This window comes from Segatella copri (assembly GCF_009494835.1).
Lineage (GTDB): Bacteria > Bacteroidota > Bacteroidia > Bacteroidales > Bacteroidaceae > Prevotella > Prevotella copri_F.
On the sequence record NZ_VZBE01000087.1, the window covers coordinates 13,590 to 38,323 of the forward strand.

A 24,734-nucleotide genomic window follows, 5' to 3' on the forward strand; every position below is an offset into this window, starting at 1 on the left:
TAATGGACTATTTATCACTTATCAAGCTGCCTATAGAGGCAGAATTAGCAGATTTTATAGATTTGTTCAACAAGTCTCTTATGCATAGCGATGGCCTCCTTTCCCAGGTGCTCGACCACATCCGTCAGCGCGCTGGAAAACGTATGCGCCCTATACTCATTTTGTTGATGGCACGTAATTTTGGAAAGGTTTCCAGTGTTACCCAGCATTCTGCTGTGGGTCTGGAGCTTCTTCATACCGCTTCGCTGGTACATGATGATGTGGTTGATGAGAGTGGGGAGCGCCGCGGACAGGCTAGCGTGAATGCTACTTATAATAATAAGGTGGCTGTGCTTGTGGGCGATTTCATTCTTTCCACCGCCTTGCTTCATGTATCTTATTCGCATTCAGAGGAAATCGTGCGTTATCTTGCTGAGTTGGGACGTATCCTGTCTAATGGTGAGATTCTTCAGCTCAACAGTATCAGTAATGAAGAGATATCGGAAGATATTTATTATCAGGTGATTAAGCAGAAAACTGCAGCTCTCTTTGAGGCTTGCGCCGGTATCGGAGCGATCTCTGCCAATGCTTCAGAACTGCAGATTGAAGAGGCTAAGCGTTTCGGACAGAACTTGGGCATCATCTTCCAGATCCGTGATGATATCTTTGATTATTATGATTCCAAGGAGATAGGTAAACCTACGGGTAATGATATGGTTGAAGGAAAACTGACTTTGCCTGTAATATATGCTTTGAAGTCTACCGGTGATGAGGAGATGATGAAGCTTGCCAGAAAGGTAAAGGCTCATACTGTGACGGCTGATGAAATAGCTCAGTTAGTGGCATTTACAAAGGAAAATGGAGGTATTGAATATGCGGATAAGCGCATGTGGGATTTCCATGCCGAAGCCATGAATTTCCTCGATACTTATGTGGAGGATAAGGATATTTACAATGCCTTGAAGGCTTACTTGGATTTTGTGATTGAAAGAAAAGCTTAATATAAAAAGGGTTGGTTCTCAGAGAGAATCAACCCTTTGTTTTTTTGTATTCTATTGATAATCAGTTACTTTTCTTTAAATTTTTCTTTTAAACAACACTCTAGAATTCTCTTTAGAAGTATCTTAAATGGTACTTTAAAACTATCTTTCTAAGTATGTTTAATGGTGCTTTGAAATTATCTTTAGAAGTACTTGATTTCCTTGCCCAGAATTTCGCTCAAGAGGAGGTTAGCCAGGCGTGATGTGCCGAGGCGCAACCACTGGTTGGTCAGCCATTTCTCGCCCAAAACTTCCTTCACGATGGTGTAGTAAACTACGGCATCATGAACGGTATTGATACCACCAGCAGGCTTGAAACCAATCTGAATGCCAGTCTTTTCGTAATATGCCTTGATAGCCTGGCACATAACGTATGCTGCCTCAGGGGTAGCTGAGACCTTCTCCTTGCCTGTTGAGGTTTTGATATAGTCAGAACCTGAGTACATTGCGAGGATAGAAGCCTTCATGATGTTGCTGCAATTCTTCAGATCGCCTGTCTCCAGAATGCACTTCATCTTATGTTCTCCGCATGTCTCCTTGAGTTCCTGAATATCATCGCAGAGCCCCTCGTAATCTTCGCTGAAGAACTTGCCAACAGGCATTACGATATCCACCTCTGTAGCACCATCCTTGATAGCCATAGCGGTTTCTGCAATCTTTACCTCGATAAAGGTCTGAGAGGATGGGAAATTGCCACTTACTACAGCGATTTCTACGCCGTCAACCTCCAGACTCTGGCTGATAAGGCCGGCAAAGTTAGGGTAGGTACATACGGTTGCTACGTGAGGAAGCTGAGGATAATCCTTGGCAAACTGGTTCACCTTTTCAATCATCTTCAGGATGCTTTCTTCTGTATCTTCTGTATGGAGAGAAGTCAACTCGATGCTACCGAAGAGGAACTTCTTGACCTCCATGGTCTCATTCTCTTCTACCTTTTCATCGAGAATCTTCTTTACTGCAGCAGCTACTTCCTCATCGTTGAGGTTGCAGTTGTACTGCTTCAAAACTGATAAATACTTGTCGTCTGACTCTTTATACTGTCCCTGCTGTGCAAGAACCTGTTCTTTAATACTGCTCATACTTAATGTTATTTATATAATTATTAAAGTTAAGTTTTTATATGAATAGCAATTTTAATTCTTGTTATCTTGTTCTTTATCTTCCTGATGCTCAGATAGTTTTGGGTTGTTTTTATGCCTTTCAGAATCCCTTTGGGTCTTCTTGTCAAAACTCTTCTGGAGTTCTTCTGTCAAGTCAACCCCTGTCTGATTTGCCAGGCAGATAAGCACCCAAAGAACATCGGCCATTTCTTCGCCTAAGTTAGGTTTCTCGCCTTTCTTAAAACTCTGGTCGCCGTATGTTCGGGCAATGACGCGTGCCAGTTCGCCCACTTCTTCTGTGAGGCAAGCCATATTGGTCAGTTCGCTGAAATAGCGTACGCCATATTCTTTAATCCACTGATCTACAGCTTCTTGTGCTTCTTTTATTGTCATCTTCCTAATTCTTTTATAGGGAAAGATGCCTTTCTTTCAGGGTAGGGCATTATTCCTTGTTGTGAGTATCCATCATGATGGTTACCGGTCCATCGTTCAGTAAATCTACCTTCATATCGGCACCAAATTCGCCTGTTCCTACTGGCTTTCCGAGTGCATCGGATAGCTTTTTGCAGAACTCCTCATAGAGTGGAATGCTGATTTCGTGCTTGGCTGCTCTGAGCCAGCTTGGGCGGTTTCCTTTCTTGTAGCTGGCGAATAGGGTGAACTGGCTGATGACCAGAATCTCACCATTTATATCCATGATGGAGCGGTTCATAACATGGTTTTCGTCGTCGAAAACACGGAGTCCTATTACCTTTCTGACCAGCCAGTCTACATCTTCTGAAGTGTCGCTTTCCTCTATTCCCAGAAGGATCAGATAGCCTTGTCTGATGGCAGATTTAACCTCTCCTTCGATGGTAACTGAGGCGTGAGAGACACGCTGTATTACGATTCTCATATTACTACTTTTGAACTTTGAATGTTGAACATAGAACTTTATGAATAGCATTTGTGGAATGCTTACTTCGGTTCTGTTCTTCTTCTTATTATTAATATATATAGTATAGTTTGAACTGCAAATATACAACTTTTATTTCATATTCTCGCCTTTTTCTTCGAAATATTTTGAAAGAATTTCTGCCTTATGAGGGCCTAATACTTCTGAAAGTTGTTCCAATGATGCTTCTTTCATCTTTTTCACGCTCTTAAACTTGCTCAGCAGGGCTTCTTTAGCCTTCGGACCGATGCCTTTGATATCGTCTAATTCTGAGTGAAGAGCATGTTTGCTGCGCTTGTCGCGATGGAAGGTGATAGCGTATCTGTGCACCTCATCCTGTATCTGCGTCAGTACCTTGAACAGTCCACTTTCGGGTGGTAGGGCGATGGTTTGAGGAGGGAATCCGAAGAGAAGTTCGTTGGTTCTGTGACGGTCGTCCTTGGCAAGACCTGCGATAGGAATATCCAGGTGTAATTCGTCAACAATAACCTCTCTTACTACGTCCATCTGCCCCTTTCCGCCATCGGTAATAATGAGGTCAGGAAGTGCTGTTTTTTCCTCTATCATGCGACTGTACCGGCGTCTTACCACCTCTTGCATGGATGCGTAATCGTCCGGCCCTTCTACCGTCTTAATGTTGTATTTACGGTAGTCTTTTCTGGATGGTTTCATACCTTTATATACGATGCAACCTGCCACGGCATCAGTACCGGATATGTTGGAATTATCGAAACATTCTATCTGATAAGGCAGCTTTTGAAGCTTCAGTTTTGCTTGTAATTCCTTCATCAATCGGGTCTGTTTCTGCTCCGGATTGAGCTTTTCTGCCTGCTTCAGACGGTCGAATTTATACTGCTTGCAGTTCATTTCCGACAGCTCCAGAAGGTGCTTTTTGTCACCTCTCTGGGGTACGAAGAAGGTAGCATCTTTCAGCTTCCATTCCATTTCGAAGGGCACGATTATCTCCTTCGATGTGGAGTGGAAACGCTCTCTGATTTCCGGAATGGCAGTAATCAGAAGTTCCTCGTCGCTCTCCTCCAGTTTACGTTTATATTCGTAGGTGAAGCTCTGGTTGATGGTGCCGTTTTTTACGTGAATATAGTTGATGAAGGCGTTTTTGTTGGCATCATCATTTACGATGGTGAAGACATCTACGTCTGTAATGGTATGGCTTACCACCTCGCTTTTTGCCTCAAAGTCATCCAGTAATTGGTACTTTTTCTTATATTCTTCGGCTATTTCAAAACGTAGAAGTTCGGCATTCTTCATCATCAAATCGTAGAGGTATTTGCTTACTTCCCGCGTGTTTCCCTTCAGGATTTCACGTGCCTGGCGCATGTTTTCCTGATATTCCTCATAGCTCTGCTTGTTGATGCAGGGTGCTCCGCAGTTATGGATATGATACTCTAGGCAAGGCTTGTATCTGCCTTCAGCAACGCCTTCTCTGGTGATAGGCATTCTGCAGGTGCGGGGCTTATAAAGCTTCTTGATGACCTCTAAAACGGCATACATGCTGCCGATATGAGGGTAAGGACCGAAGAAAGTTCCCACTTTTTTATTGATATGACGAGTCTTGAAAATGCGTGGAAAATACTCGTTTGTTACGCATATAGAGGGGTATGTCTTGCCGTCTTTCAGCAGGACATTGTATCTTGGATTATACTTTTTGATCAGGCTGTTTTCAAGCAAAAGTGCGTCTTCTTCTGTGTTTACGACCGTATAAGATATGTCGTGAATCTTAGAAACAAGCACCTTTGTCTTGTATCTGTCTACCTCTTTATGGAAGTAGGAAGATACTCTTCTCTTCAGATTTTTTGCCTTTCCCACATATATAATCGTATGATTTTCGTCGTAATATTGGTAGCTTCCTGGCTTTTCCGGCATACTTAAAACGATGTTTTTAAGCCTAGCCAAGCGCTCCTCATTCTCTTGTTTCGTCATATTTTTACTTGTTTTTAAAGGGAAAACGAGCGTTACTGTTTCACGTGAAACGGCAACGCTCTGGTGTCTTTTACTGCTTCCTTGCTGCATTCTCGCAGTATTTCTTGCAGTCTTTTTGCAGCTTATAACTGTAATAAAGTAGTTACTTCAACGTCTGGATCAAAGGAGTTTCTGCCTTCGAAATTCTCGTTTACGAGTTCGATGATGAAGTTGGCATATACCTTTTTCGGATGGAATTTCTTTACCAGGTCGCATGCTGCTTTCATGGTTCCACCGGTGGCAAGGAGGTCGTCGTGGAGGAGTACGATGTCGTCCTCATTGATGGCATCTTCGTGGATTTCGATGGTATCGATGCCATATTCCTTAGCATAACTTTCCTGTACGGTTTTGCATGGAAGTTTGCCCGGTTTGCGGCATAAAACTACGCCGGCTCCGAGACGAATAGCAAGGGCAGAAGACATGACGAAACCGCGTGATTCGATGCCTACAATCTTGGTGATTCCTTTGTCTTTGTAGAGTTCATACATCTCATCGCTGATCTCTTTTAAAGATGCAGGATTCTTGAAAAGGGTTGAAACGTCGCGGAAGTTTACACCCTTGATTGGCCAATCTGGAATGCAACGCAGATTGTCTAATAATAGCTGATTGTTCATTACTTTTTATGCTTTAAATTGATACTTATTTTGTTCTTTTTTCTTGTTCCTTTTTATGGGCTTTTTGCCCGTTTGTTTTTGCCTTTTGCTCGATTTTATCCGCTTTTGTTTCACGAATTGCTGAAGTTTTACTTTAACCGCAAAACACTTGATGCAACCTTTCTTAAGCGGTTGAACATCAAATGTTTTGCTGATAGTCTGTTTCACGTGAAACATTTAAAATTCCCTTGTGTTTCGCTGTGAAACGGCTTATCTTCCGAGTAATACAAGCATCACGTTGATGTCGCTTGGTGATACGCCCGGAATTCGGCTTGCCTGTGCCAAAGTTTCCGGGTCGATGCGCTCGAGTTTCTGACGTCCTTCTGTGGAGATTTCGTGGAGCTCGGAATAGTTGAAACGGCCCTTGATTTTGATATCCTCCAAACGGTGCATCTTGTCGGCAATGAGACGCTCTCGTTCGATGTAACCTTTGTACTTCATCTTGATTTCTGCAGCTTCCGTTATCTCTTCCTTTCGGTTGGCTGGTGCATCCAGCGCAGCCTTCAGGTCCGGAATAATCTCCGAAAGATTCGTGAGATTCAGGTGCGGACGAGCGATGAGGTCGATGAGCTTGCAGCCGGCGCGAAGTGGAGTAGTACCGAGTGCCTCTAGTTTTGGATTTATCTCATCCTTCTTAATAGGATAGTTGGCGCAGAATTCAATGATTCTTTCGATGGCTTCTTTTTTCTCTATCCACCAGTCGTAACGGTCGCGTTTGGCAATTCCGAGTTCGTATGCTTTTTCGGTGAGTCGGGCATCGGCATCGTCCTGGCGGAGCAGAATGCGGTATTCGGCTCTGGAGGTAAACATACGGTATGGTTCGTCAACTCCCTTTGTGGTGAGATCATCGATGAGTACGCCGATATAACTCTCATCGCGGTTCATCTCGAATGTCTTGTCGCCAACACAATGCAAGGCTGCGTTGATTCCTGCCACGGTTCCCTGTCCTCCTGCTTCCTCATAACCGGTGGTTCCGTTCACCTGTCCGGCAAAGAAGAGACCTTTGATGATTTTCGACTCCAGTGAATGTTTGAGTTGGGTAGGGTCGAAGTAATCGTATTCGATGGCGTATCCCGGTCTGTAAATCTTGGCATCTCTCAAAGCAGGAATCTCGTGAAGTGCATTCAGCTGGATATCCATCGGCATGCTCGAAGAAAAACCGTTCAGATACATCTCGTTCGTATCTTCGCCTTCCGGTTCCAGGAAGAGCGGATGCTGATCCTTGTCGGGGAAGGTAACGAGCTTGGTTTCGATGCTCGGACAATAACGTGGACCGGTACTCTGAATCTGACCATTATATAAAGGTGAATCAGCGAGACCGCTTTTTAAAGTTTCGTGTACCTTCTTGTTGGTATAGCAAGTCCAGCAAGGCAATTGTTTCAGAACCCGATGTTCTCCCATGTAAGAGAACTGGTGGAAATCGCTGTCGCCCGGCTGTTCTTCCATATCTTCGAAATGAACACTTCTCTTGTCAATTCTGACTGGAGTACCGGTTTTCATTCTGGCTGTAGTGACACCCCATCGGGTGATGCTCTCCGTAAAGTTGTGTACGGCAGGTTCGGCGCATCTTCCGCCTTCTACCATCTTTCTTCCTACATGCATCAGTCCGTTGAGGAATGTTCCAGCGGTGATGATGATGCTCTTGGCATAGAATTCGGCTCCCCAGATGGTTTTTACGCCGATGGCTTCTCCGTTAGCTACGAGCAGTTCGTCAGCCTGGTCTTGCCAGATGTCGAGGTTGTCGGTATGGTCGAGGATGGTTCTCCATTCCCAGATAAACTTTCCTCTGTCGCATTGGGCACGGGGGCTCCATACGGCAGGACCCTTGCCGATGTTGAGCATTCGGAACTGGATGGCGGTTTTATCCGTTACGATACCCATCTGTCCGCCCAAAGCATCGATTTCGCGCACAATCTGTCCCTTGGCAATACCTCCGATGGCGGGGTTGCAACTCATCTGTCCAATCTTGTTCATATCCATCGTTATCAAACAGGTTTTGGCACCCATGTTTGCAGAGGCTGCAGCAGCCTCGCATCCGGCATGTCCTCCACCGATAACGAGCACGTCATAATTGAATTTCATACTTCGTTTAATCTATATTTTTTCTAATTTTCGGCAAAAGTAAGAAATAAAATCGAAATTTTAGCAAAAATACTTTGATAAATCATTAAAATATAGTAATTTTGCAGCAGACTTGCGAAAATATACCTAGAAATGAGGATTGCAGAATGCCAAAAAATAGGTATTGCAGGGACGAAAAGTGTGGAATATAAATTAGTTTCAAACAGTTAAATAATTAAATTTCAATCATTTATGTGGTTAATCAATTCATCTATTGGTAGAAAGGTAGTGATGTCAGTAACTGGTATCGCTCTTATTCTATTCTTGACATTCCACGGTTGCATGAATGTTGTTGCGCTTTTCTCTGGAGAAGCTTACAACACAATCTGCGAGTTGTTGGGTGCTAACTGGTACGCCGTAGTTGCAACTTTGGGTTTGGCAGCTTTGGCAGTTTGTCACATCGTTTACGCTTTCATCCTGACAGCACAGAACCGTCGTGCTCGCGGTAACCAGCGTTACGAGGTAACAGCAAAGCCAGAAAAAGTAGAGTGGGCTAGCCAGAACATGTTGGTGCTCGGTATCATCATTGTTCTCGGTTTGTTGCTTCACCTCTTTAACTTCTGGTACAACATGATGTTTGCAGAGCTTTTGGGTACAAGCTTCGGTCACAGCCCAGCAGACGGCTTCGCATTCATTCAGGACACCTTCGCTAACCCAGTGTTCGTAGTTCTCTACATCATCTGGTTGGTAGCTCTTTGGTTCCACCTCACTCACGGTTTCTGGAGTGCTATTCAGACTCTCGGTTGGAGCGGTAAGACTTGGTTCTGCCGTTGGAAGATGATCGGTATGATTTACTCTACCATCCTGCTTCTCCTCTTCATCGTAGTTGTATTGGCATTCGCTTTCGGTTGCGCTCCATCTTTGTGCTGCGCATAATTCGTGTAATCATTTAAGTATTAAAAAAGATTATGGCAAAAACATTAAATTCTAGAATACCTGAAGGACCAGTTGCTGAGAAGTGGACCAACTATAAGGCTCACCAGCGTTTGGTTAACCCAAAGAATAAGTTAAAGCTCGACGTTATCGTTGTAGGTACAGGTTTGGCAGGTGCTTCTGCTGCTGCTTCTCTCGGCGAGATGGGCTTCAACATTTTGAACTTCTGCATCCAGGACTCTCCACGTCGTGCTCACTCTATCGCAGCACAGGGTGGTATCAATGCAGCTAAGAATTATCAGAATGATGGTGACTCTGTTTACCGTCTGTTCTACGATACTGTAAAGGGTGGTGACTACCGTGCTCGTGAGGCTAACGTTTACCGTTTGGCTGAGGTGAGCAACGATATCATCGACCAGTGCGTAGCTCAGGGCGTTCCTTTCGCTCGTGAGTACGGTGGTATGCTGGCTAACCGTTCTTTCGGTGGTGCTCAGGTATCTCGTACATTCTATGCTAAGGGTCAGACAGGTCAGCAGCTCCTCCTCGGTGCTTACTCTTCTTTGAGCCGCATGGTTGAGGCAGGTAAGGTTAAGCTCTTCACCCGTTACGAGATGGAGGATCTTGTTATCGTTGACGGTCACGCTCGTGGTATCATCGCCAAGAATTTGATTACAGGTGAGTTGGAGCGTTTCTCTGCCAACGCCGTAGTTATCGCTACCGGTGGTTATGGTAACGCTTACTTCCTTTCTACAAACGCTATGGGTTGTAACTGTACAGCAGCTATCCAGTGCTACCGCAAGGGTGCTGACTTCGCTAACCCATCTTACGTTCAGATTCACCCTACATGTATCCCTGTTCACGGTACAAACCAGAGTAAGTTGACTTTGATGTCAGAGTCACTCCGTAACGATGGTCGTATCTGGGTTCCTAAGAAGATTGAGGATGCTAAGGCATTGCAGGCTGGTACAAAGAAGGGTTCTGATATTCCTGAGGAAGACCGCGACTACTACTTGGAGCGCCGTTACCCAGCATTCGGTAACCTGGTTCCTCGTGACGTGGCTTCTCGTGCAGCTAAGGAGCGTTGCGACAAGGGCTTCGGTGTCAACAACACAGGTCTTGCCGTATTCCTCGACTTCTCTGAGTCTATCAACCGTCTCGGTATCGACGTTATCCTGCAGCGTTATGGCAACCTCTTCGATATGTATGAGGAGATTACCGACGTTAACCCAGGTGAGTTGGCTAACGAGATTAACGGCGTGAAGTACTACAACCCAATGATGATCTTCCCTGCTATCCACTATACAATGGGTGGTATCTGGGTTGACTACGAGTTGATGACCACTATCCCTGGTCTCTTCGCTATTGGTGAGTGTAACTTCTCTGACCATGGTGCTAACCGTCTTGGTGCATCTGCTTTGATGCAGGGTTTGGCTGACGGTTACTTCGTATTGCCATACACTATCCAGAACTACTTGGCTGACCAGGCATTGTGGCCAAAGCTCTCTACCGATCTCCCAGAGTTCGCAGAGGCAGAGGCAGGTGTTCAGAAGGAAATCGACCGCCTGATGGGTATCCAGGGCAAGCGCTCTGTAGATTCTATCCACAAGGAGTTGGGTCACATCCTTTGGGAGCACGTAGGTATGGGTCGTACCAAGGAAGGTCTTGAGGAAGGCTTGAAGAAGATGAAGGCTCTGCGCGAGGAATTCAACAAGAACCTCTTCATCCCTGGCAAGAAGGAAGGCTTGAACGTAGAGTTGGATAAGGCTATCCACTTGCGTGACTTCATCTTGATGGGCGAGTTGATCGCTTACGATGCATTGCACCGCAATGAGAGCTGTGGTGGTCACTTCCGTGAGGAGTACCAGACAGAGGAAGGCGAGGCTAAGCGTGATGATGAGCACTTCTTCTACGTAGGTTGCTGGGAGTATCAGGGCAATGATACAACTGCTCCAGTGCTCAACAAGGAACCTCTCGAGTATGAGGCAATTAAGGTACAGACAAGAAATTACAAGAATTAAAAAGCGAACAAGACAATGGCAAGAAATATAAGTTTCACAGTTAAGTATTGGAAGCAGGACGGTCCTACAGCACAGGGTCACTTCGATACACATGAGATGAAGAACATCCCAGATGATACTTCATTCCTCGAGATGCTCGACATCTTGAACGAGGAGCTCATCGAGTCAGGTCAGGAGCCTTTCGTCTTCGACCACGACTGCCGCGAGGGTATCTGCGGTATGTGCTCTCTCTATATTAATGGTACACCTCACGGTAAGACTGAGCGTGGTGCTACAACATGTCAGCTCTACATGCGTCGTTTCAACGATGGTGACGTTATCACCGTTGAGCCTTGGCGTTCTGCTGGTTTCCCTATCATCAAGGACTGTATGGTAGACCGTTCAGCATTCGACAAGATCATCCAGGCAGGTGGTTACACCAGCATCCGTACAGGTCAGGCTCAGGATGCCAACGCTATCCTGATTCCTAAGGAGAATGCAGACGAGGCAATGGATTGCGCTACATGTATCGGTTGCGGTGCTTGTGTTGCTGCATGTAAGAATGGTTCTGCTATGCTCTTCGTCAGCTCAAAGGTTAGCCAGCTGGCACTTCTCCCACAGGGTCGTGTAGAGGCTGCTGCCCGTGCTAAGAAGATGATTGCACGCATGGATGAGCTCGGATTCGGTAACTGTACAAACACTCGTGCTTGCGAGGCTGTTTGTCCTAAGAACGAGTCTATCGCTAACATCGCCCGCTTGAACCGTGAGTTCTTGAAGGCTAAGTTGGCTGACTAATCCATCGTTTCTTTTGAGACACAGGAATTTTCTCTCTGCATCTTTACGGATGCGAGAGAATTTTCCCAACAACTCTTCACTCTTCACCTTTTGGGTGTAAGTGGTTGAAGGATAGGAAGTTGGGCGGGTGAAGAGTGGTTTTTTACTCTTCACCCGCCCTTCACCTTTTTAGGCTGTTGACAGCTAAGCGGCTCTGCGTTTATACCTTTCCTAAAATCGTAAAAGGTGAAGAGTGGTGAAGAGTGGGTGAAGAGTGCTGGAAATCTCTTCACCTATGTAATATATTGTGTTTCAGCTCTTTATGTTGGAAAGGTGAAGAGTGAAGAGCTGATTGCGATATTCCTGCCAACCGTGCTTCTCTTGAAATAAGAGAAAGGATGTTTGGCAAACTGTTATACAGGAACAGCCGACTAGCCTCTGTTGCGCTAGTCGGCTGTTTGCCTTCTGCCAGTATGCTGTTTTTCTTCTGCCAGCCTTCTGTTTTTCCTAGTCAGTTGTTCTATCTCCGATAGTTATGTATTTATTTATGCCTGCTGTTAGAATCATATAGCCAGGAAAAAGGGTAGATTATAGCCGAGAGCATCCTGTTTTTGGTGCATCCCGACATAAATTATCAGATATTCTGAGAAATATTTTGTAATCTCATCAGAATATCGTAAATTTGCGGTTATTAAGAATAAGTAATGTAATGACGAATCACTCAACAGAAATAATGAACCAAGCAACGCTCGATTTTATCCGCCAGCATCAGGACGATGACGTTCGCCAGCTGGCTTTCCTCGGCAGCAAGTATCCTGAGGTAGATATGCCTTTCGCTCTCGACCAGATTCGTGGGCGAAAGATGGCTCGTGTGAAACTGCCCCGTTGGGCAAGCATCGATGGCATTATCTATCCCCCTCATATTTCGATGGAGCAATGTTCGTCAGAGCAAACGGCACTTTATAAGGCTGAACTCGCTGCCCGACTGCTCGGTTTGTCTCCTTCATCATCCGAAAACGGAGAAGAAAAGGGGAAGGAGAGCGAAAACGCCTCAAATCTTCATCTTTCTGAAATTTGCGAATTTGCGGGCAAAGGGGCAGTTGATTCAGAATTCGCCAAAAATGAAGCTACTTGCAAAAAACAACAGATATTAACAGAATCAGAAGAGAATGTTAATGAAATAAAAGGAGAACCTCATGAAGGAGATTTTTCTGAAGAAACCGGGTTTGTTGACCTGACCGGCGGCTTCGGAGTAGACTTCTCTTACATCGCTTCCCGATTGGGCGTGAAGTCGATGTATGTGGAGCGTCAGGCTCATCTCTGTGAGGCAGCAAAGGAAAACTTTGGGCGGTTGGGTTTGAAGAATGCCATCGTGAAGAATGGAGACGGAATAGAGGTGCTGCATTCTTTTGCTTCAAAGAAAGAGGCTGCTGCATTAGATTCTTTAGGCATAACTGAAGATCAGTCTCAGTCATTACTTAAGACCAACCTTGGTCTTAAGCTGATCTTCATCGATCCTGCCCGTAGAGACGATGCGGGCAACAAGGTAGTATCCTTGAAAGATTGTACGCCCGATGTAACCCTTTTGCAGGAAGAAATGCTTTCGAAGGCAGATTACGTCATCATCAAACTCTCTCCGATGCTCGATTGGCACCGTGCGTTAAGCGAATTAAACTGCGTAAAAGAGGTTCATATCATCTCCGTGAACAATGAGTGCAAGGAACTCCTTTTAGTGCTTTCAGCGCTAAATATGGGCAGAAATCTCCGCATTTATTGCATCAATGATGCGCAGTCCTTCGTCTGTGATGAGTCGAATATGGAGACTTCTTCCGTCAAGATTGCCCCATTCACGCTTGAAGAGATGCAGTATCTTTACGAGCCGAATGCCTCGCTGATGAAAGCCGGCTGTTTCGGCGTTCTTTCCGAGCGATATGATGCAAGGATGCTTTCCAAGAACAGTCATCTTTTCGTGAGCCGTGAGCCTATCGCCGTCTTCCCCGGCAGAAGTTTTCGCATCATCGCCGTATCCTCCTTTAATAAGAAGGAGTTGAAGCGCCATCTGTCAGGAATTACCAAGGCGAACATCGCTACCCGCAACTTCCCTCTCTCCGTAGCGGAATTGCGCAAGCGATTGAAGTTGAAGGATGGTGGCGAAAACTATATCTTCGCTACCACACTGAGCGATGAAAGTCATGTGCTGATGATAACGGAGAAGGCATAGGATTAAGGAGATTTCCAAGCTCTTTTTGGATGTTTTAAAAAGGTTAGAATCTTAAAGGAAACCAGGAAAGAGCTTGCGAAACCTCAAAAATCTATAAGCTAGGGGTGAATGAAGGTTTGATGGTAGAGAATATTGTGGTTCATTGAACAAGATGATTCGTCTCTATCTGCCACCGGATTCGTCTCTATCTGCCACCGGATTCGACTCTATCAGCCTCCAGATTCGATTCTATCAGCTGCCGCAGCTATATCTGTCGGCTAACTCATCCATATCTGTTGGCTAATGCAGCTATATCTGTCGGCAAACTCATCCACTTCATTTTACGAACTCAACTACTTCATTTAGGCTTTATGCTTTTCCTGCGTATGGTCGCAATAAGTCTTCTTAATGTTCCTCAAACATCAGTTTTTATCCAAACAACGAAAAATAATCAACTAAAAATACGTGAGTAATCATTTTTTTCATTACCTTTGCAACCGATACCATACTCGCTCACGCCGTGTCGAGGCATTTGGAGCCGCTTTAAGCGACTTTCTTGTGCTAAGATGGGAGAAAAGGTAAGTGGGATAAAGGTATCACGACATAATATAAAGGCGTTTACTTGACGCTTTGTTCTTGACGAATCGAAACTTCGCAACTTTCAGGTGTTGTCATGGACTTAGCAACGGTAGATGCCCTCGGGATGTGATATATTTCGCATCCCTTTACTGGTATGGCTTATTGCGTCTTGCGATGAGTCTTATATCCGTATAGGGAGAAGTGTATACATATCGGCGTGGGCTTCGACGTTGCTCGTTCAACAACACTGGGCAATGCGAAGGCCTCGATTCGTGGGACGGGTAACAGGTAGAATCCCACGTTTTTTTATTTTGCCGTCAGCTATAAGAATGATAATCGCCAGTTGGGGATTCGATGGCAAAAGTTAGTATTTGTATGGGGGATATTTACAATAGTAAACCCGATAACTTCATTGACCTTATGGTTGCATCAGTTTCTGCTCTTGCAACGGTAGCCAGTGCTGTTACGATGTTGTGTACCTTTAGGCACCAACGAAAAAGTTATGCGCAAGTGCAGTTCAAAACAGCATTTTATTCTATGCAAGACAATCATAGAAAATTAACTGATAGCTTGAGGCTTAATGCTGTTATTCTAACAGAAGACTTGTTTCGGAAGCCTAAGACATATGTAGCAAGGCAATGTTTCTTGTTTGCTTATAACGAGGTTGCCAAAATCATAAATGTTGTATCTCAAGAAAAGTACCTTGGAATATTGAAAGATAGTGACTGGCAAGGAATCTCGTTTTGGGAATTGGAACAAGATAAATATTTGGAAGGAACAGAAGAGTATGAGAGTTGTAATATGAAGTTCGAAAAAGCTATTTTGGAATATCGACGGAAATATTGTATAAGCGTCTATCGTATTTCAGAAGAGCATTATAATAAAGTAAGAATGCTATCCGATAAGACAATATTTGCTTTTCGGTTATTCTTAGCTTCTTGGCTGATATGTTATGAACATTATATACGAAACTTACAACAACTATTAATGTATGTTTGTAATGAAACTCCTGATGGCTTGTCGACAAAAGAATATCTAAATTCTATTGCGTTCCAAATGGCAAAGGAAGAACTTTGGTTTGCCAATCTCTATTCACAAATAGACGATACTTTCGGCAGGTATTATACTGGTAGTGGTATGGATAAAATCGTAAATGAACAATTAACAAAATCTATAAATTTAATTAAAGTATGAAACATTTTATATTCTCTAAACTTTTGGTAGCATTGCTAATGATGTTTTGTTGTTGTACAACAATTATGGCTTCTGATGTTGTTATAGTAGATGGATTTAAGTATTTGATTGATTCGGAAAAGTGTGAGGCGACGTTATTGGCTAATGATTATGAAGGTGAAATTTCAATTCCTGCAAAATTTACATATAATGGTGTGGAATTTTATGTTGGTTCTTTAGGTGCTCATTGTTTTGAGGCAAGTTCTATCACAAAGGTTGATATACCAGCCTCGGTTCATTCTTTAGGCCAAAGTTGTTTTGAACACTGTAAAATTAGTACAATTTCTATTCCAAATAGTGTAACGGAAATCGGGAGCTATTGTTTTTCGTATTGTGACAACTTATTTGAAGTCAAACTACCTAGCAACTTGAAGAGAATTAGTAGTAATTGCTTTTCTTCATGCCAAAATCTCGGGAAAATAGAGATTCCACAAAGTGTAAAGTTTTTGGAGAATTCTTGTTTTATCAGTTCGGGTATAAAAAAAATAAAATTGAGTGAGACTATAACGGAAATAGGGGATATGGCTTTTGCATTAACTCCTATAAGCGAAATTGAAATACCGAATTCCGTTACGAAAATAGGAGCGCAGTGCTTTTCTGGTTGTGAGTATTTAAAGTCTATAAAGATACCATCTTCTGTTATTGAACTAGAGTCCTCCTGCTTTAATAATTGTAAACAATTAGAAAAAGCGATAATTAGTGCCGCATTAAAAGAAATGAAAGACTATATGTTTGATAATTGTTCTTCATTACGAGAAATTGCTCTTCCTTCATCTTTGGAAATGATAGATTATGGCGCATTTGGCTATTGCAGTTCGTTAGAATGTATAATTATCCCATCTTCAGTTAAGAAGATAAAGTCTTTTGCTTTCAATGGGTGTGATAAATTAATTAAGGTCGTTTGTTTTGCGAAGAATCCACCAGTTCTTGATTCGTATTCATTTGAGGCGCTATCTTCAAAAATATTATATGTCCCAAATAAATCGCTATCGGAATATAAGAGCACTAATATTTGGAATGGTTTTGGGATTATACAATCAGCGGATGAAGAAATAAATCCTGGTACTTTATCAAGTTGCTCTACGCCGAATTTGACTTTTTTTCAGGTAATCTTTCTTTCGAAAGTTCAACCCCAGGTGCAGAATACCATTATACCATCAAGGATTCAGATGTGGCAACCGATAAATATAATACAGAAGGTAAAGTGCAGCTGAATGGAAAGTTGGACATTTCGGTCTATGCAACAGCTGATGGTTATAAGGCATCGGATAAGGCGACGGCTACCCTTTATTGGCTCAATGCCGAGGGCGGTGATGATACCAATAACATCAATCTTGTGAAAACAAGAGGGGTAATGGTAACGACGGATAGCGACATTACAATCTCTGGCCTGAATGATGGAGAGGTGGTAACCTTCTATTCTGTAAACGGCGTGAATCTCGGAAGTGCCAAGGCGGTGCAAGGTGTTCTTCACTTTGCTAGGCCGAATGAAAGCATCGTCATCGCCAAGATAAAAGGTAATGACTTGAAGATTGCAATTAGGTAATTTCTTTCGTGTCCCGATAGCTTGCTTTGAGAATCTATCGGGATACTTAGGAGCATTTTCTAAAATGATAAAAGGCAAAAAATGAATTTATATTTTCGATTAAGCAAAAGAGTGTATTGTCTTATGACAATCCTAGTTACTGTGTTTTGTCGTGTGAGCGCCCAGCAATGGGTATTGGATGAAATCTCAAGAGAAGACGATGGTGATAGTGGTGGTACATTTGGAGGAATCCTTGGAACAATTATCTTTTTTGGTGTAATATGGCTACTAGTTACGATTTTTGGAGACAAAAAGAAGCCAGATCCTAATTCTCATTCTGATTTTCATAACGACGAATTAGATGTTCCTTATTATGATGATGACGATGATGATTATGACCCAATAATGTTTAATGATGATTATGCTGATGAACCGTTTGGCGATTCGTATGATTCATATAGTCATGGTCCGATAGGTAATTCGTATACACCCTCTTCCTCTTTAGCTGTAGGGCAAGGTCAAAAAATAAAAGATACAGACTTTGAGCGGAGATGTATTGCTATATATGGAGACTATGCTGAAAATACTTATGGATTAGTTCTAATAAAGGAAGATGGTGAATATCGTCAGATCACTTATCCTGATAAGCGATATGAGGTGTTGTCTGCTTATATTTTTAAAAATCATAAGGAAAGACATGCTACCGTATGTACTATTGGTGACAGCGATTTGTTGAAATCATACATAGAATATCATGTGGAGTATAACATGTTTCCGACAGCAAAACCAATGGATAGTCATGGTAAATTGGAGAAGGAATTTTATGGAGAACGAATAGCGATGATGAAGGTATACTATTATTGGAAAGGGTATCCATATTGCTCAAATGGACATTCCTTGAGAGATTTTTGTTTAGCTTTGGGGTGGGATTTATGCATATATATTCATAAATATATTGGTCAGCCAATGGATATGTCTGAATATCATGATTTGAAAGAAATGACATTGAGAAAAATGACAGTAAAGGAATATCTTGAATACAGAAGCAAAGCTGATTATATTTCAGAAAGAAGTGAAGGATGGTATGATGGATGGGGAAATTATATAGGTAGGGACTATGCCGAAGCTAGTGCTGAGTTAGATAGGAGAAGGGTTTGTACTTATCAACAAGCAATTGAAGAAGTGAAGCAAATAGATTGGAGTTTGAAGTCTGGAGAGACACTACAGGAAATGAAACTTGCAACAGATAAGTTGTTAACAGCAAAGTCTGATTCGTGAATATAGAAAGTTTACTTTCAGGTGCAGAATACCACTATACCATCAATGAAGCTGATGTGGCAACCGATAAGTATAATACCGATGGGCAAGTGCAGCAGAATGGCAAATTGGATATTTCTGTCTATGCGACAGCCGATGGCTATAAGGCGACGGCAACTGTCGGAAGTGCCAAGGCGGTGCAAGGTGTTCTTCACTTTGCTAAGCCGAATGAAAGCATCGTCATCGCTAAGATAAAGGGTAATGACTTGAAGATAGCTATTAAGTAATATTTGTGTTTGGAAGTCGCAAATTGCGACTTCCAAACTTCTTCAAGGTCGCAAATTGCGACTTTGAAACCATCCTATTGTATCGTTTGAGGTTCCAATTTGACACCTCAAACAAAAACATTCTAGAAAATTCTTGCTTGTTTCCAATAATAGTTGTATCTTTGCCAAAATATTCAAAACCAAAGGAAATGGCAAAGGAAAAGGAATTGGAACAGGTGGAAGGACAGCAACTGTCTGTAGAAAATAAAGTGGAGTCTCTGATACGAGTTATCAGAGGACAACAAGTGATGCTTGACCATGACTTGGCTGAGCTGTATGGAGTAGAAACAAGAAGGTTGAATGAGCAGGTAAAACGTAATATAGAACGTTTCCCTGAAGACTTTATGTTTCAATTGACCCCAAATGAATTTGATAACTTGAAGTCGCAATTTGCGACTTCAAGTTGGGGCGGTGTAAGAAAACTGCCTTATGCTTTCACAGAGCAAGGAGTTGCCATGCTTAGTGGAGTTTTGAAGTCTACAACTGCTGTTGAAGCAAACATCCGCATCATGCGAGCATTCGTATCTATGCGCCATTTTATGGTGAACAATGTGGCGTTTTATCTCTTTAATGAAAAAGTTCCAAGTGTGAGAAATGCCACTTGGAACTTGACGTATTATTTTCTTTTTTCCTTGAAGAACTTCTCGAAGAAGTCCATTTGCTTTTGATTTTGAACAGGACCCAAATGCAGTCCTTCCTTCATAATCATCACCGTTGGTTTACCTTCCTGGTAGCTAGTCCAGAAAGGAAGGCTATCCCCATTTGGATTGCCAGTCTTGGTAAAGTTGATCCAGTAGCGTGACATGATTTGCTCCATGTGCTGCTCCGTCTTGGTCATCTTTCCAGAGCCAAACTTATAGCCATAGATGAATGGCATCTCTGCCACATGGCTGGCTCCTCCCTTGCGGCTTTTCACGATGGTGTTCTCAGAGTCTTGGTCAAAGTAATACATATACACCTTGCCCTTGCCGGTCTTGCTCTGCAGGTTAGCCCAGGCATATGTTCCCCATGCAAAGGAGCCATCACGGAAAATGTCGGATTGAGCGAAGTAGGTTTCTTCCTCTGTCTTGGCAGGATAGAGACTGAGAACTTGGTCAGCCCAACTTCCATATATCTCATGGATTCTTTTCTCATAGTCACTTACACTGACAGGGCGGCTAAACATACTTCCTTCGTCGCTGTTGGTTCCTATGATGACATTTACATCATTGTAGCTTCCCTTTTCATAGAGCTTATACTGGTCATCGGTGATGGAGTAGCCGTCAACGTTCGGCCAAAAAGACTCAAAGGCGGTATTCTTCACGATGTCCATAGCCGGAACTTTTCTTAGCTGCTTCAAGTTCTTAGCCTTGAGTCTCTTTTGAAGGAGAAGTCCACCTGCTTCTGCCGCTTTGGTAGTGAGCATGGCTGTGTTACCATTTCTGCTTTCACCCACAGGCCAGAAGGAGCTACCACTTTCGCTGATGGCTCCTCGGAAGAGTCCCTTGGCAAGGGGAGAGGCGCATAGTATACTTACCGAGATACCACCGGCAGATTCTCCAGCAATGGTAATCTTGTCTGGGTCTCCACCGAAGGCAGCGATATTGTTGTGAATCCATTTTAAGGCCATCACTTGATCAAGGATGCCATAGTTACCAGATATGTTCTTGCCTGATTCCTTACTCAGCTCTGGATGTGCCATGAATCCCAAGGCTCCCAAGCGGTATTCTATGCTGCAATAGATGATGCCTTCCTTGACAAAGCTTTCCTGAGTTCCACTGTAGGAGCCAGTAAGAAAGGCTCCTCCATGAATCATCACAAATACAGGGAGTTTGTCATTCTTACTCTTGGCTGGCGTTTCCACACTGAGGTATAGGCAGTCCTCGCTCATGCCCAGCTCTCCACCATTTTGGTTAGGGTCAATGGGCTGTGGTGGACGGTCTCCCCATTTATCTGCTTTGAATACTCCCTTCCAAGGCTTCTTGCTCACTGGGGCTTTCCATCTGAGGTTGCCCACTGGTGCTTCAGCGTATGGGATTCCCTTGTATAGGGCGAATCCTTCATGTTCCACACCTTCAATTTCTCCTTGCTCCACTGTTGTTCTTAGCAGTTGGGCGTTAGCTGCCGATAGGCAAAAGAGTGTCAGGGCAGCTGTCAGTAGATGTCTTTTCAATTTCATTTCTGGTTATTCCATTAATTCCGCAACACTATTATCAATTAAATATTTTAAGCGCCTGAGCAACAAAAAGTTACTCTGGATTTTGCTATGTCAGAATTTTCACTTATCTTAATGTTGCGAAAAGAAAACAAGCAAAACTCTGATATGACATGGCAAAGATACAAATTAAATCTGAGAAACTCACTCCTTTTGGAGGAATATTTTCGGGTCATGGAGCAATTTGGCTCCATATTGTCTTCTGTAATCGACTCCACCCTCATAATTTCACTACTCATTTGATGAACCATCTCTCGCTTCATCCGACACTTCGCACTTCTCGCCAGTGTTGGAGAGAATAGATGATCGAGCTTTTTCTTATTGTGATTCCTTGGAGAATGTTAGTTTTCCGTCAGTGCTTAAAATTATCAGGTAAAGATATTCCGCCAAAACCACCACTAAATGGGTGATATAGGCTAGTTTGGGGGCTGTAATTAAATTTTAACCCCTAAAAAACTGCAAAAAAAGTAGCAATATTTGGTAATTTGCCAAAATATTGCTACTTTTGCATTTATAATATTGCAAACTAGTTTGAAAATCATGTCATTAATAGAAATTAAAAAGGTCGAAACAAAGAAGGACTTGAAGACGTTCATCGACTTCCATTACGACCTCTACGAAGGCAACGAATATGATGTGCCTAATCTTTTCAGCGACGACATGAATACTCTGAGCAAGGACAAGAACGCAGCGTTCGAGTTCTGCGAGGCAGAGTATTTTCTTGCCTATAAGGATGGCAAGCTGGCAGGTCGCGTCGCTGCCATTATCAATCATAAGGCAAACAATAAATGGGGCAGGAAGTCGGTCCGCTTCGGCTGGATTGATTTCATTGACGACCGCGAGGTTTCCAAGGCTCTTCTCGATGCTGTAGAGAAATACGGTAAGGAGAAGGGAATGGAAGATATTGTAGGTCCGCTGGGTTTTACCGATATGGATCCGGAAGGCATGCTTACCTGGGGCTTTGACCAGTTAGGCACCATGCCTACCATTTATAATTATTCATATTATCCGGAGCACATTGAGGCTCTGGAGGGTTTTACCGTAGATAATAAGTATGTAGAGTATAAACTGATGGTGCCAGATACCATCCCGGAGAAATATTCCAAGATAGCGGCGATGATAGAGAAAAGATACAATCTCCATGTCCGCAAACTTACCCGTAAGGATGTTTATCAGGGCGGATACGGACAGAAGATTTTCGACCTCATCAATGATACATACAAGCATCTCTATGGTTATTCCGAACTTTCACAGAAGCAGATAAACCAGTACATCAAGATGTATCTGTCTTTGCTCGACCTGAACTTTGTAACAGCCATAGAAGACTGGACTACCGAGGATCATAAGATGATAGGTATCGGTATTACGATGCCTTCCCTTTCCAGAGCTCTGCAGAAGTGTCATAGGGGCAGGCTGCTTCCTTTTGGCTGGTGGCATCTGCTGCGCGCCATCAAGTTCCATAAAACCAAGATTGTCGACCTTCTGCTCATCGGTATCCAGCCGGAATACCGTGCTAAGGGTGCCAATGCGCTGCTCTTTGCCGACCTGATTCCTATCTATCAGAAGTATGGAATCGAGTGGGGAGAAACACAGGTGGAAATGGAAGATAATGCTGCCGTGCAGGGACAATGGGGCGTCTTGGATCCAGTCCTTCACAAGCGCCGCAACTGCTATATTAAGAGTATCAGGTAAATAGCAATTGTTGTGTTGGCAATTATCTGATAAACAGAAAATTGCAACATCATTTGCTATGTTATAAGAAAATAAATAAGAATAACTAAGGAGGAAATCATGTCTGAAGATAAAAACTTAGGTAACAGCGAATTGAATGCCGCTGATGAGCTTACCAATGCCCCTCAGGAGCAGCAGCCGGTAGAATATACCGATGATAACATCCGCCACTTGAGCGATATGGAGCATGTGCGTACCCGTCCGGGTATGTACATCGGCCGTCTGGGAGATGGAAATCTGCCGGAAGATGGTATTTATGTGCTCTTGAAGGAGGTGGTAGACAACTCTATCGATGAATTCAAGATGGGCGCAGGTGCCCGTCTGGAAATCGATATCGAGGACAATCTGCGTGTCAGCGTGCGCGACTATGGCCGTGGTATTCCTCAGGGCAAGCTCGTTGAGGCTGTAAGCGTGCTGAATACCGGCGGTAAGTACGACAGCAAGGCGTTCAAGAAGAGCGTCGGTCTGAACGGTGTGGGTGTGAAGGCGGTCAATGCCCTCAGTTCCCACTTCGAGGTAAAGTCGTACCGCGACGGAAAGGTGCGCCATCTGAAGTTTGAGAAAGGTATTTTGAAGAGCGACACGATGGAAGATACTGAGGACGAGAACGGTACCTTTATCTTCTTCGAGCCGGATAATACACTCTTCAAGAACTATTCCTTCCACGATGATTTCGTGGAAACGATGCTCCGCAACTATACTTATCTGAACACCGGACTCACCATCATGCACAATGGCCGCCGCATCTTGAGCCGCCATGGTCTGCAGGATTTGCTGAGCGATAATATGACCAACGAAGGTCTCTACGACATCGTCCACATGAAGGGCGAGGACATCGAGATTGCCTTCACCCATACTAACCAGTATGGCGAGGAGTATTATTCCTTCGTCAACGGTCAGCACACCACCCAGGGAGGTACGCATCAGAGTGCCTTCAAGGAGCATATTGCCAAGACTATCAAGGAGTTCTACGGCAAGTATGAGTATGCTGACATCCGAAACGGATTGGTGGCTGCCATTGCCATCAATGTAGAAGAACCGGTCTTCGAGAGTCAGACCAAGATTAAGCTCGGAAGTACTACGATGACGCCGAATGGTGGCGAAACCATCAATAAGTATGTGGGCGATTTCCTGAAGAAGGAAGTAGACAACTATCTCCATATCCATAAGGATGTAGCTGAGATTCTGGAGAACAAGATTAAGGAGAGCGAACGCGAGCGCAAGGCGATGGCGGGCGTTACCAAACTAGCCCGTGAGCGTGCCAAGAAGGCGAATCTCCACAACCGTAAGCTCCGCGACTGCCGCATCCATTTCAGCGACGCCAAGAACGAGCGCAAGGAGGAGAGTTCCATCTTCATCACCGAGGGCGATTCTGCCAGCGGAAGCATCACCAAGAGCCGCGATGTGAATACCCAGGCGGTGTTCTCTCTGCGTGGTAAACCGCTCAACAGTTTCGGTCTTACCAAGAAGGTGGTTTATGAGAACGAGGAGTTCAATCTGCTTCAGGCGGCTCTCGATATAGAGGACGGCTTGGATTCATTGCGTTACAACAAGGTGATTGTGGCAACCGATGCGGATGTCGACGGAATGCACATCCGCCTGCTCATCATCACCTTCTTCCTTCAGTTCTTCCCAGATCTTATCAAGAAGGGCCATGTCTACGTGCTTCAGACCCCATTGTTCCGAGTGCGCAACAAGCGAACCAAGATCAAGAACAAGCAGGCTGTGGCTGATGCGGATGCGAAACTGGGAAGCAAGGAGAAAAAGAGCGATTTCATCACGCATTACTGTTACAGCGATGAGGAGCGCCAGCAGGCGATTCGCGATTTGGGCCCTGATCCTGAAATCACCCGATTCAAAGGATTGGGAGAGATTTCGCCTGATGAATTCGCCCATTTCATCGGTCCTGACATGCGATTGGAGCAGGTTACGCTGCATAAAACCGACCAGGTGCAGAAGCTGCTGGAATATTATATGGGTAAGAACACGATGGAGCGCCAAAACTTCATCATCGAAAATCTGGTGATAGAAGAGGATATTCCGGAGGAAGACTCTGAGCCGCTGGATTAAATGAAGTGAAGAGTGAAGAACGAAGAGTGAAGAATTCAAGTGCTTTCGGGGGGTAACCATTGAAAAAAGCGCTGTTAACTGTTAACCTGTTAACTGCTGACTCTCGAAATGGGGCTGTTAACTGTTAACCTGTTAACTCTTGAAGGATTTCTCTCTTTCATAAGCTTT

The 24,734-nt window shown here is 43.8% G+C and carries 22 protein-coding genes and 1 pseudogene; 16 read left to right on the plus strand and 7 right to left on the minus strand.

Features of this window, described 5'->3' with window-relative positions; all coding sequences use genetic code 11:
* Nucleotides 1–2: 2 nt before the first annotated feature.
* Nucleotides 3–980 carry a polyprenyl synthetase family protein gene (locus F7D47_RS12750; RefSeq protein WP_022120118.1) on the plus strand — a complete coding sequence of 326 codons (978 nt, stop codon included), beginning with the start codon at nt 3–5 and terminating at the stop codon, nt 978–980.
* A 182-nt stretch (nt 981–1,162) separates the two neighbouring features.
* Here the strand turns inward: F7D47_RS12750 and deoC are convergent, their stop codons facing one another.
* The 6 genes from deoC to mnmG form a co-directional block, all read right to left on the minus strand.
* Nucleotides 1,163–2,098, minus strand: coding sequence for a deoxyribose-phosphate aldolase (gene deoC / locus F7D47_RS12755; RefSeq protein WP_153085306.1), 936 nt, complete (start codon nt 2,096–2,098; stop codon nt 1,163–1,165).
* Between the two features lie 54 nt (nt 2,099–2,152).
* Nucleotides 2,153–2,512 (minus strand): nucleotide pyrophosphohydrolase, encoded by a 360-nt coding sequence (locus tag F7D47_RS12760; RefSeq protein ID WP_153085305.1) that lies wholly within the window; start codon nt 2,510–2,512, stop codon nt 2,153–2,155.
* Nucleotides 2,513–2,561: 49 nt separating this feature from the next.
* Nucleotides 2,562–3,014, minus strand: a complete 453-nt coding sequence (gene dtd / locus F7D47_RS12765) for a D-aminoacyl-tRNA deacylase (RefSeq protein WP_117587134.1) — start codon at nt 3,012–3,014, stop codon at nt 2,562–2,564.
* 132 nt (nt 3,015–3,146) lie between these two features.
* Entirely contained in the window at nt 3,147–4,994 is a 1,848-nt protein-coding gene (gene uvrC, locus F7D47_RS12770; protein ID WP_153085304.1) for an excinuclease ABC subunit UvrC, read from the minus strand.
* 122 nt (nt 4,995–5,116) lie between these two features.
* Complete coding sequence (locus tag F7D47_RS12775; RefSeq protein ID WP_022120113.1) at nt 5,117–5,647, minus strand: adenine phosphoribosyltransferase; 531 nt, start codon at nt 5,645–5,647, stop codon at nt 5,117–5,119.
* A 249-nt stretch (nt 5,648–5,896) separates the two neighbouring features.
* On the minus strand, nt 5,897–7,768 hold the full coding sequence (gene mnmG / locus F7D47_RS12780; protein WP_153085303.1) for a tRNA uridine-5-carboxymethylaminomethyl(34) synthesis enzyme MnmG: 1,872 nt from the start codon (nt 7,766–7,768) through the stop codon (nt 5,897–5,899).
* A gap of 231 nt (nt 7,769–7,999) precedes the next feature.
* On the opposite strand from mnmG, the gene F7D47_RS12785 reads away from it, so the two are divergent.
* The 12 genes from F7D47_RS12785 to F7D47_RS12840 all read left to right on the plus strand — a co-directional run bounded on the left by F7D47_RS12785 (nt 8,000) and on the right by F7D47_RS12840 (nt 19,239).
* Nucleotides 8,000–8,683 carry a fumarate reductase transmemBrane cytochrome b subunit gene (locus F7D47_RS12785; RefSeq protein ID WP_022120110.1) on the plus strand — a complete coding sequence of 228 codons (684 nt, stop codon included), beginning with the start codon at nt 8,000–8,002 and terminating at the stop codon, nt 8,681–8,683.
* Nucleotides 8,684–8,715: 32 nt separating this feature from the next.
* Entirely contained in the window at nt 8,716–10,698 is a 1,983-nt protein-coding gene (locus F7D47_RS12790) for a fumarate reductase/succinate dehydrogenase flavoprotein subunit (RefSeq protein WP_153083097.1), read from the plus strand.
* A gap of 15 nt (nt 10,699–10,713) precedes the next feature.
* The gene (locus tag F7D47_RS12795) at nt 10,714–11,472 is read left to right on the plus strand and encodes a succinate dehydrogenase/fumarate reductase iron-sulfur subunit (protein WP_022120108.1); all 759 of its coding nucleotides are present in this window, start codon (nt 10,714–10,716) and stop codon (nt 11,470–11,472) included.
* A gap of 225 nt (nt 11,473–11,697) precedes the next feature.
* On the plus strand, nt 11,698–11,841 hold the full coding sequence (locus F7D47_RS12800) for a hypothetical protein (RefSeq protein WP_153085302.1): 144 nt from the start codon (nt 11,698–11,700) through the stop codon (nt 11,839–11,841).
* Between the two features lie 343 nt (nt 11,842–12,184).
* Nucleotides 12,185–13,672: a THUMP-like domain-containing protein gene (locus tag F7D47_RS12805; RefSeq protein WP_153085301.1), complete on the plus strand. Its 1,488-nt coding sequence runs from the start codon at nt 12,185–12,187 to the stop codon at nt 13,670–13,672.
* Nucleotides 13,673–13,814: 142 nt separating this feature from the next.
* Entirely contained in the window at nt 13,815–13,955 is a 141-nt protein-coding gene (locus tag F7D47_RS12810; protein ID WP_153085300.1) for a hypothetical protein, read from the plus strand.
* A 629-nt stretch (nt 13,956–14,584) separates the two neighbouring features.
* A complete protein-coding gene (locus F7D47_RS12815) occupies nt 14,585–15,424 on the plus strand; it encodes a hypothetical protein (RefSeq protein WP_153085299.1) in 840 nt (279 codons plus the stop codon).
* The gene (locus F7D47_RS12820) at nt 15,421–16,677 is read left to right on the plus strand and encodes a leucine-rich repeat domain-containing protein (RefSeq protein ID WP_153085298.1); all 1,257 of its coding nucleotides are present in this window, start codon (nt 15,421–15,423) and stop codon (nt 16,675–16,677) included. The genes F7D47_RS12815 and F7D47_RS12820 overlap by 4 nt, the downstream gene beginning before the upstream one ends.
* A complete protein-coding gene (locus F7D47_RS12825; RefSeq protein WP_153085297.1) occupies nt 16,635–17,009 on the plus strand; it encodes a hypothetical protein in 375 nt (124 codons plus the stop codon). Before F7D47_RS12820 ends, F7D47_RS12825 begins: the two co-directional genes overlap by 43 nt.
* A gap of 123 nt (nt 17,010–17,132) precedes the next feature.
* Nucleotides 17,133–18,266: a hypothetical protein gene (locus tag F7D47_RS12830; RefSeq protein ID WP_153085296.1), complete on the plus strand. Its 1,134-nt coding sequence runs from the start codon at nt 17,133–17,135 to the stop codon at nt 18,264–18,266.
* Entirely contained in the window at nt 18,263–18,532 is a 270-nt protein-coding gene (locus F7D47_RS12835) for a hypothetical protein (protein ID WP_153085295.1), read from the plus strand. The genes F7D47_RS12830 and F7D47_RS12835 overlap by 4 nt, the downstream gene beginning before the upstream one ends.
* A gap of 188 nt (nt 18,533–18,720) precedes the next feature.
* Nucleotides 18,721–19,239, plus strand: a complete 519-nt coding sequence (locus F7D47_RS12840) for an ORF6N domain-containing protein (RefSeq protein ID WP_153085294.1) — start codon at nt 18,721–18,723, stop codon at nt 19,237–19,239.
* Here the strand turns inward: F7D47_RS12840 and F7D47_RS12845 are convergent.
* Nucleotides 19,188–20,729 (minus strand): carboxylesterase/lipase family protein, encoded by a 1,542-nt coding sequence (locus F7D47_RS12845; protein WP_153085293.1) that lies wholly within the window; start codon nt 20,727–20,729, stop codon nt 19,188–19,190. The genes F7D47_RS12840 and F7D47_RS12845 overlap by 52 nt on opposite strands.
* A gap of 149 nt (nt 20,730–20,878) precedes the next feature.
* Between F7D47_RS12845 and F7D47_RS12850 the strand changes: the two are divergent.
* From F7D47_RS12850 to F7D47_RS12860, 3 genes and pseudogenes are all read left to right on the plus strand, one after another.
* Nucleotides 20,879–21,043: pseudogene (locus F7D47_RS12850) on the plus strand (IS1380 family transposase); the annotation flags it as partial.
* Nucleotides 21,044–21,305: 262 nt separating this feature from the next.
* Nucleotides 21,306–22,457 carry an N-acetyltransferase gene (locus tag F7D47_RS12855; protein ID WP_118191787.1) on the plus strand — a complete coding sequence of 384 codons (1,152 nt, stop codon included), beginning with the start codon at nt 21,306–21,308 and terminating at the stop codon, nt 22,455–22,457.
* Between the two features lie 219 nt (nt 22,458–22,676).
* Nucleotides 22,677–24,566, plus strand: a complete 1,890-nt coding sequence (locus tag F7D47_RS12860; RefSeq protein ID WP_228113362.1) for a DNA topoisomerase IV subunit B — start codon at nt 22,677–22,679, stop codon at nt 24,564–24,566.
* The last annotated feature ends 168 nt before the right edge of the window (nt 24,567–24,734 follow it).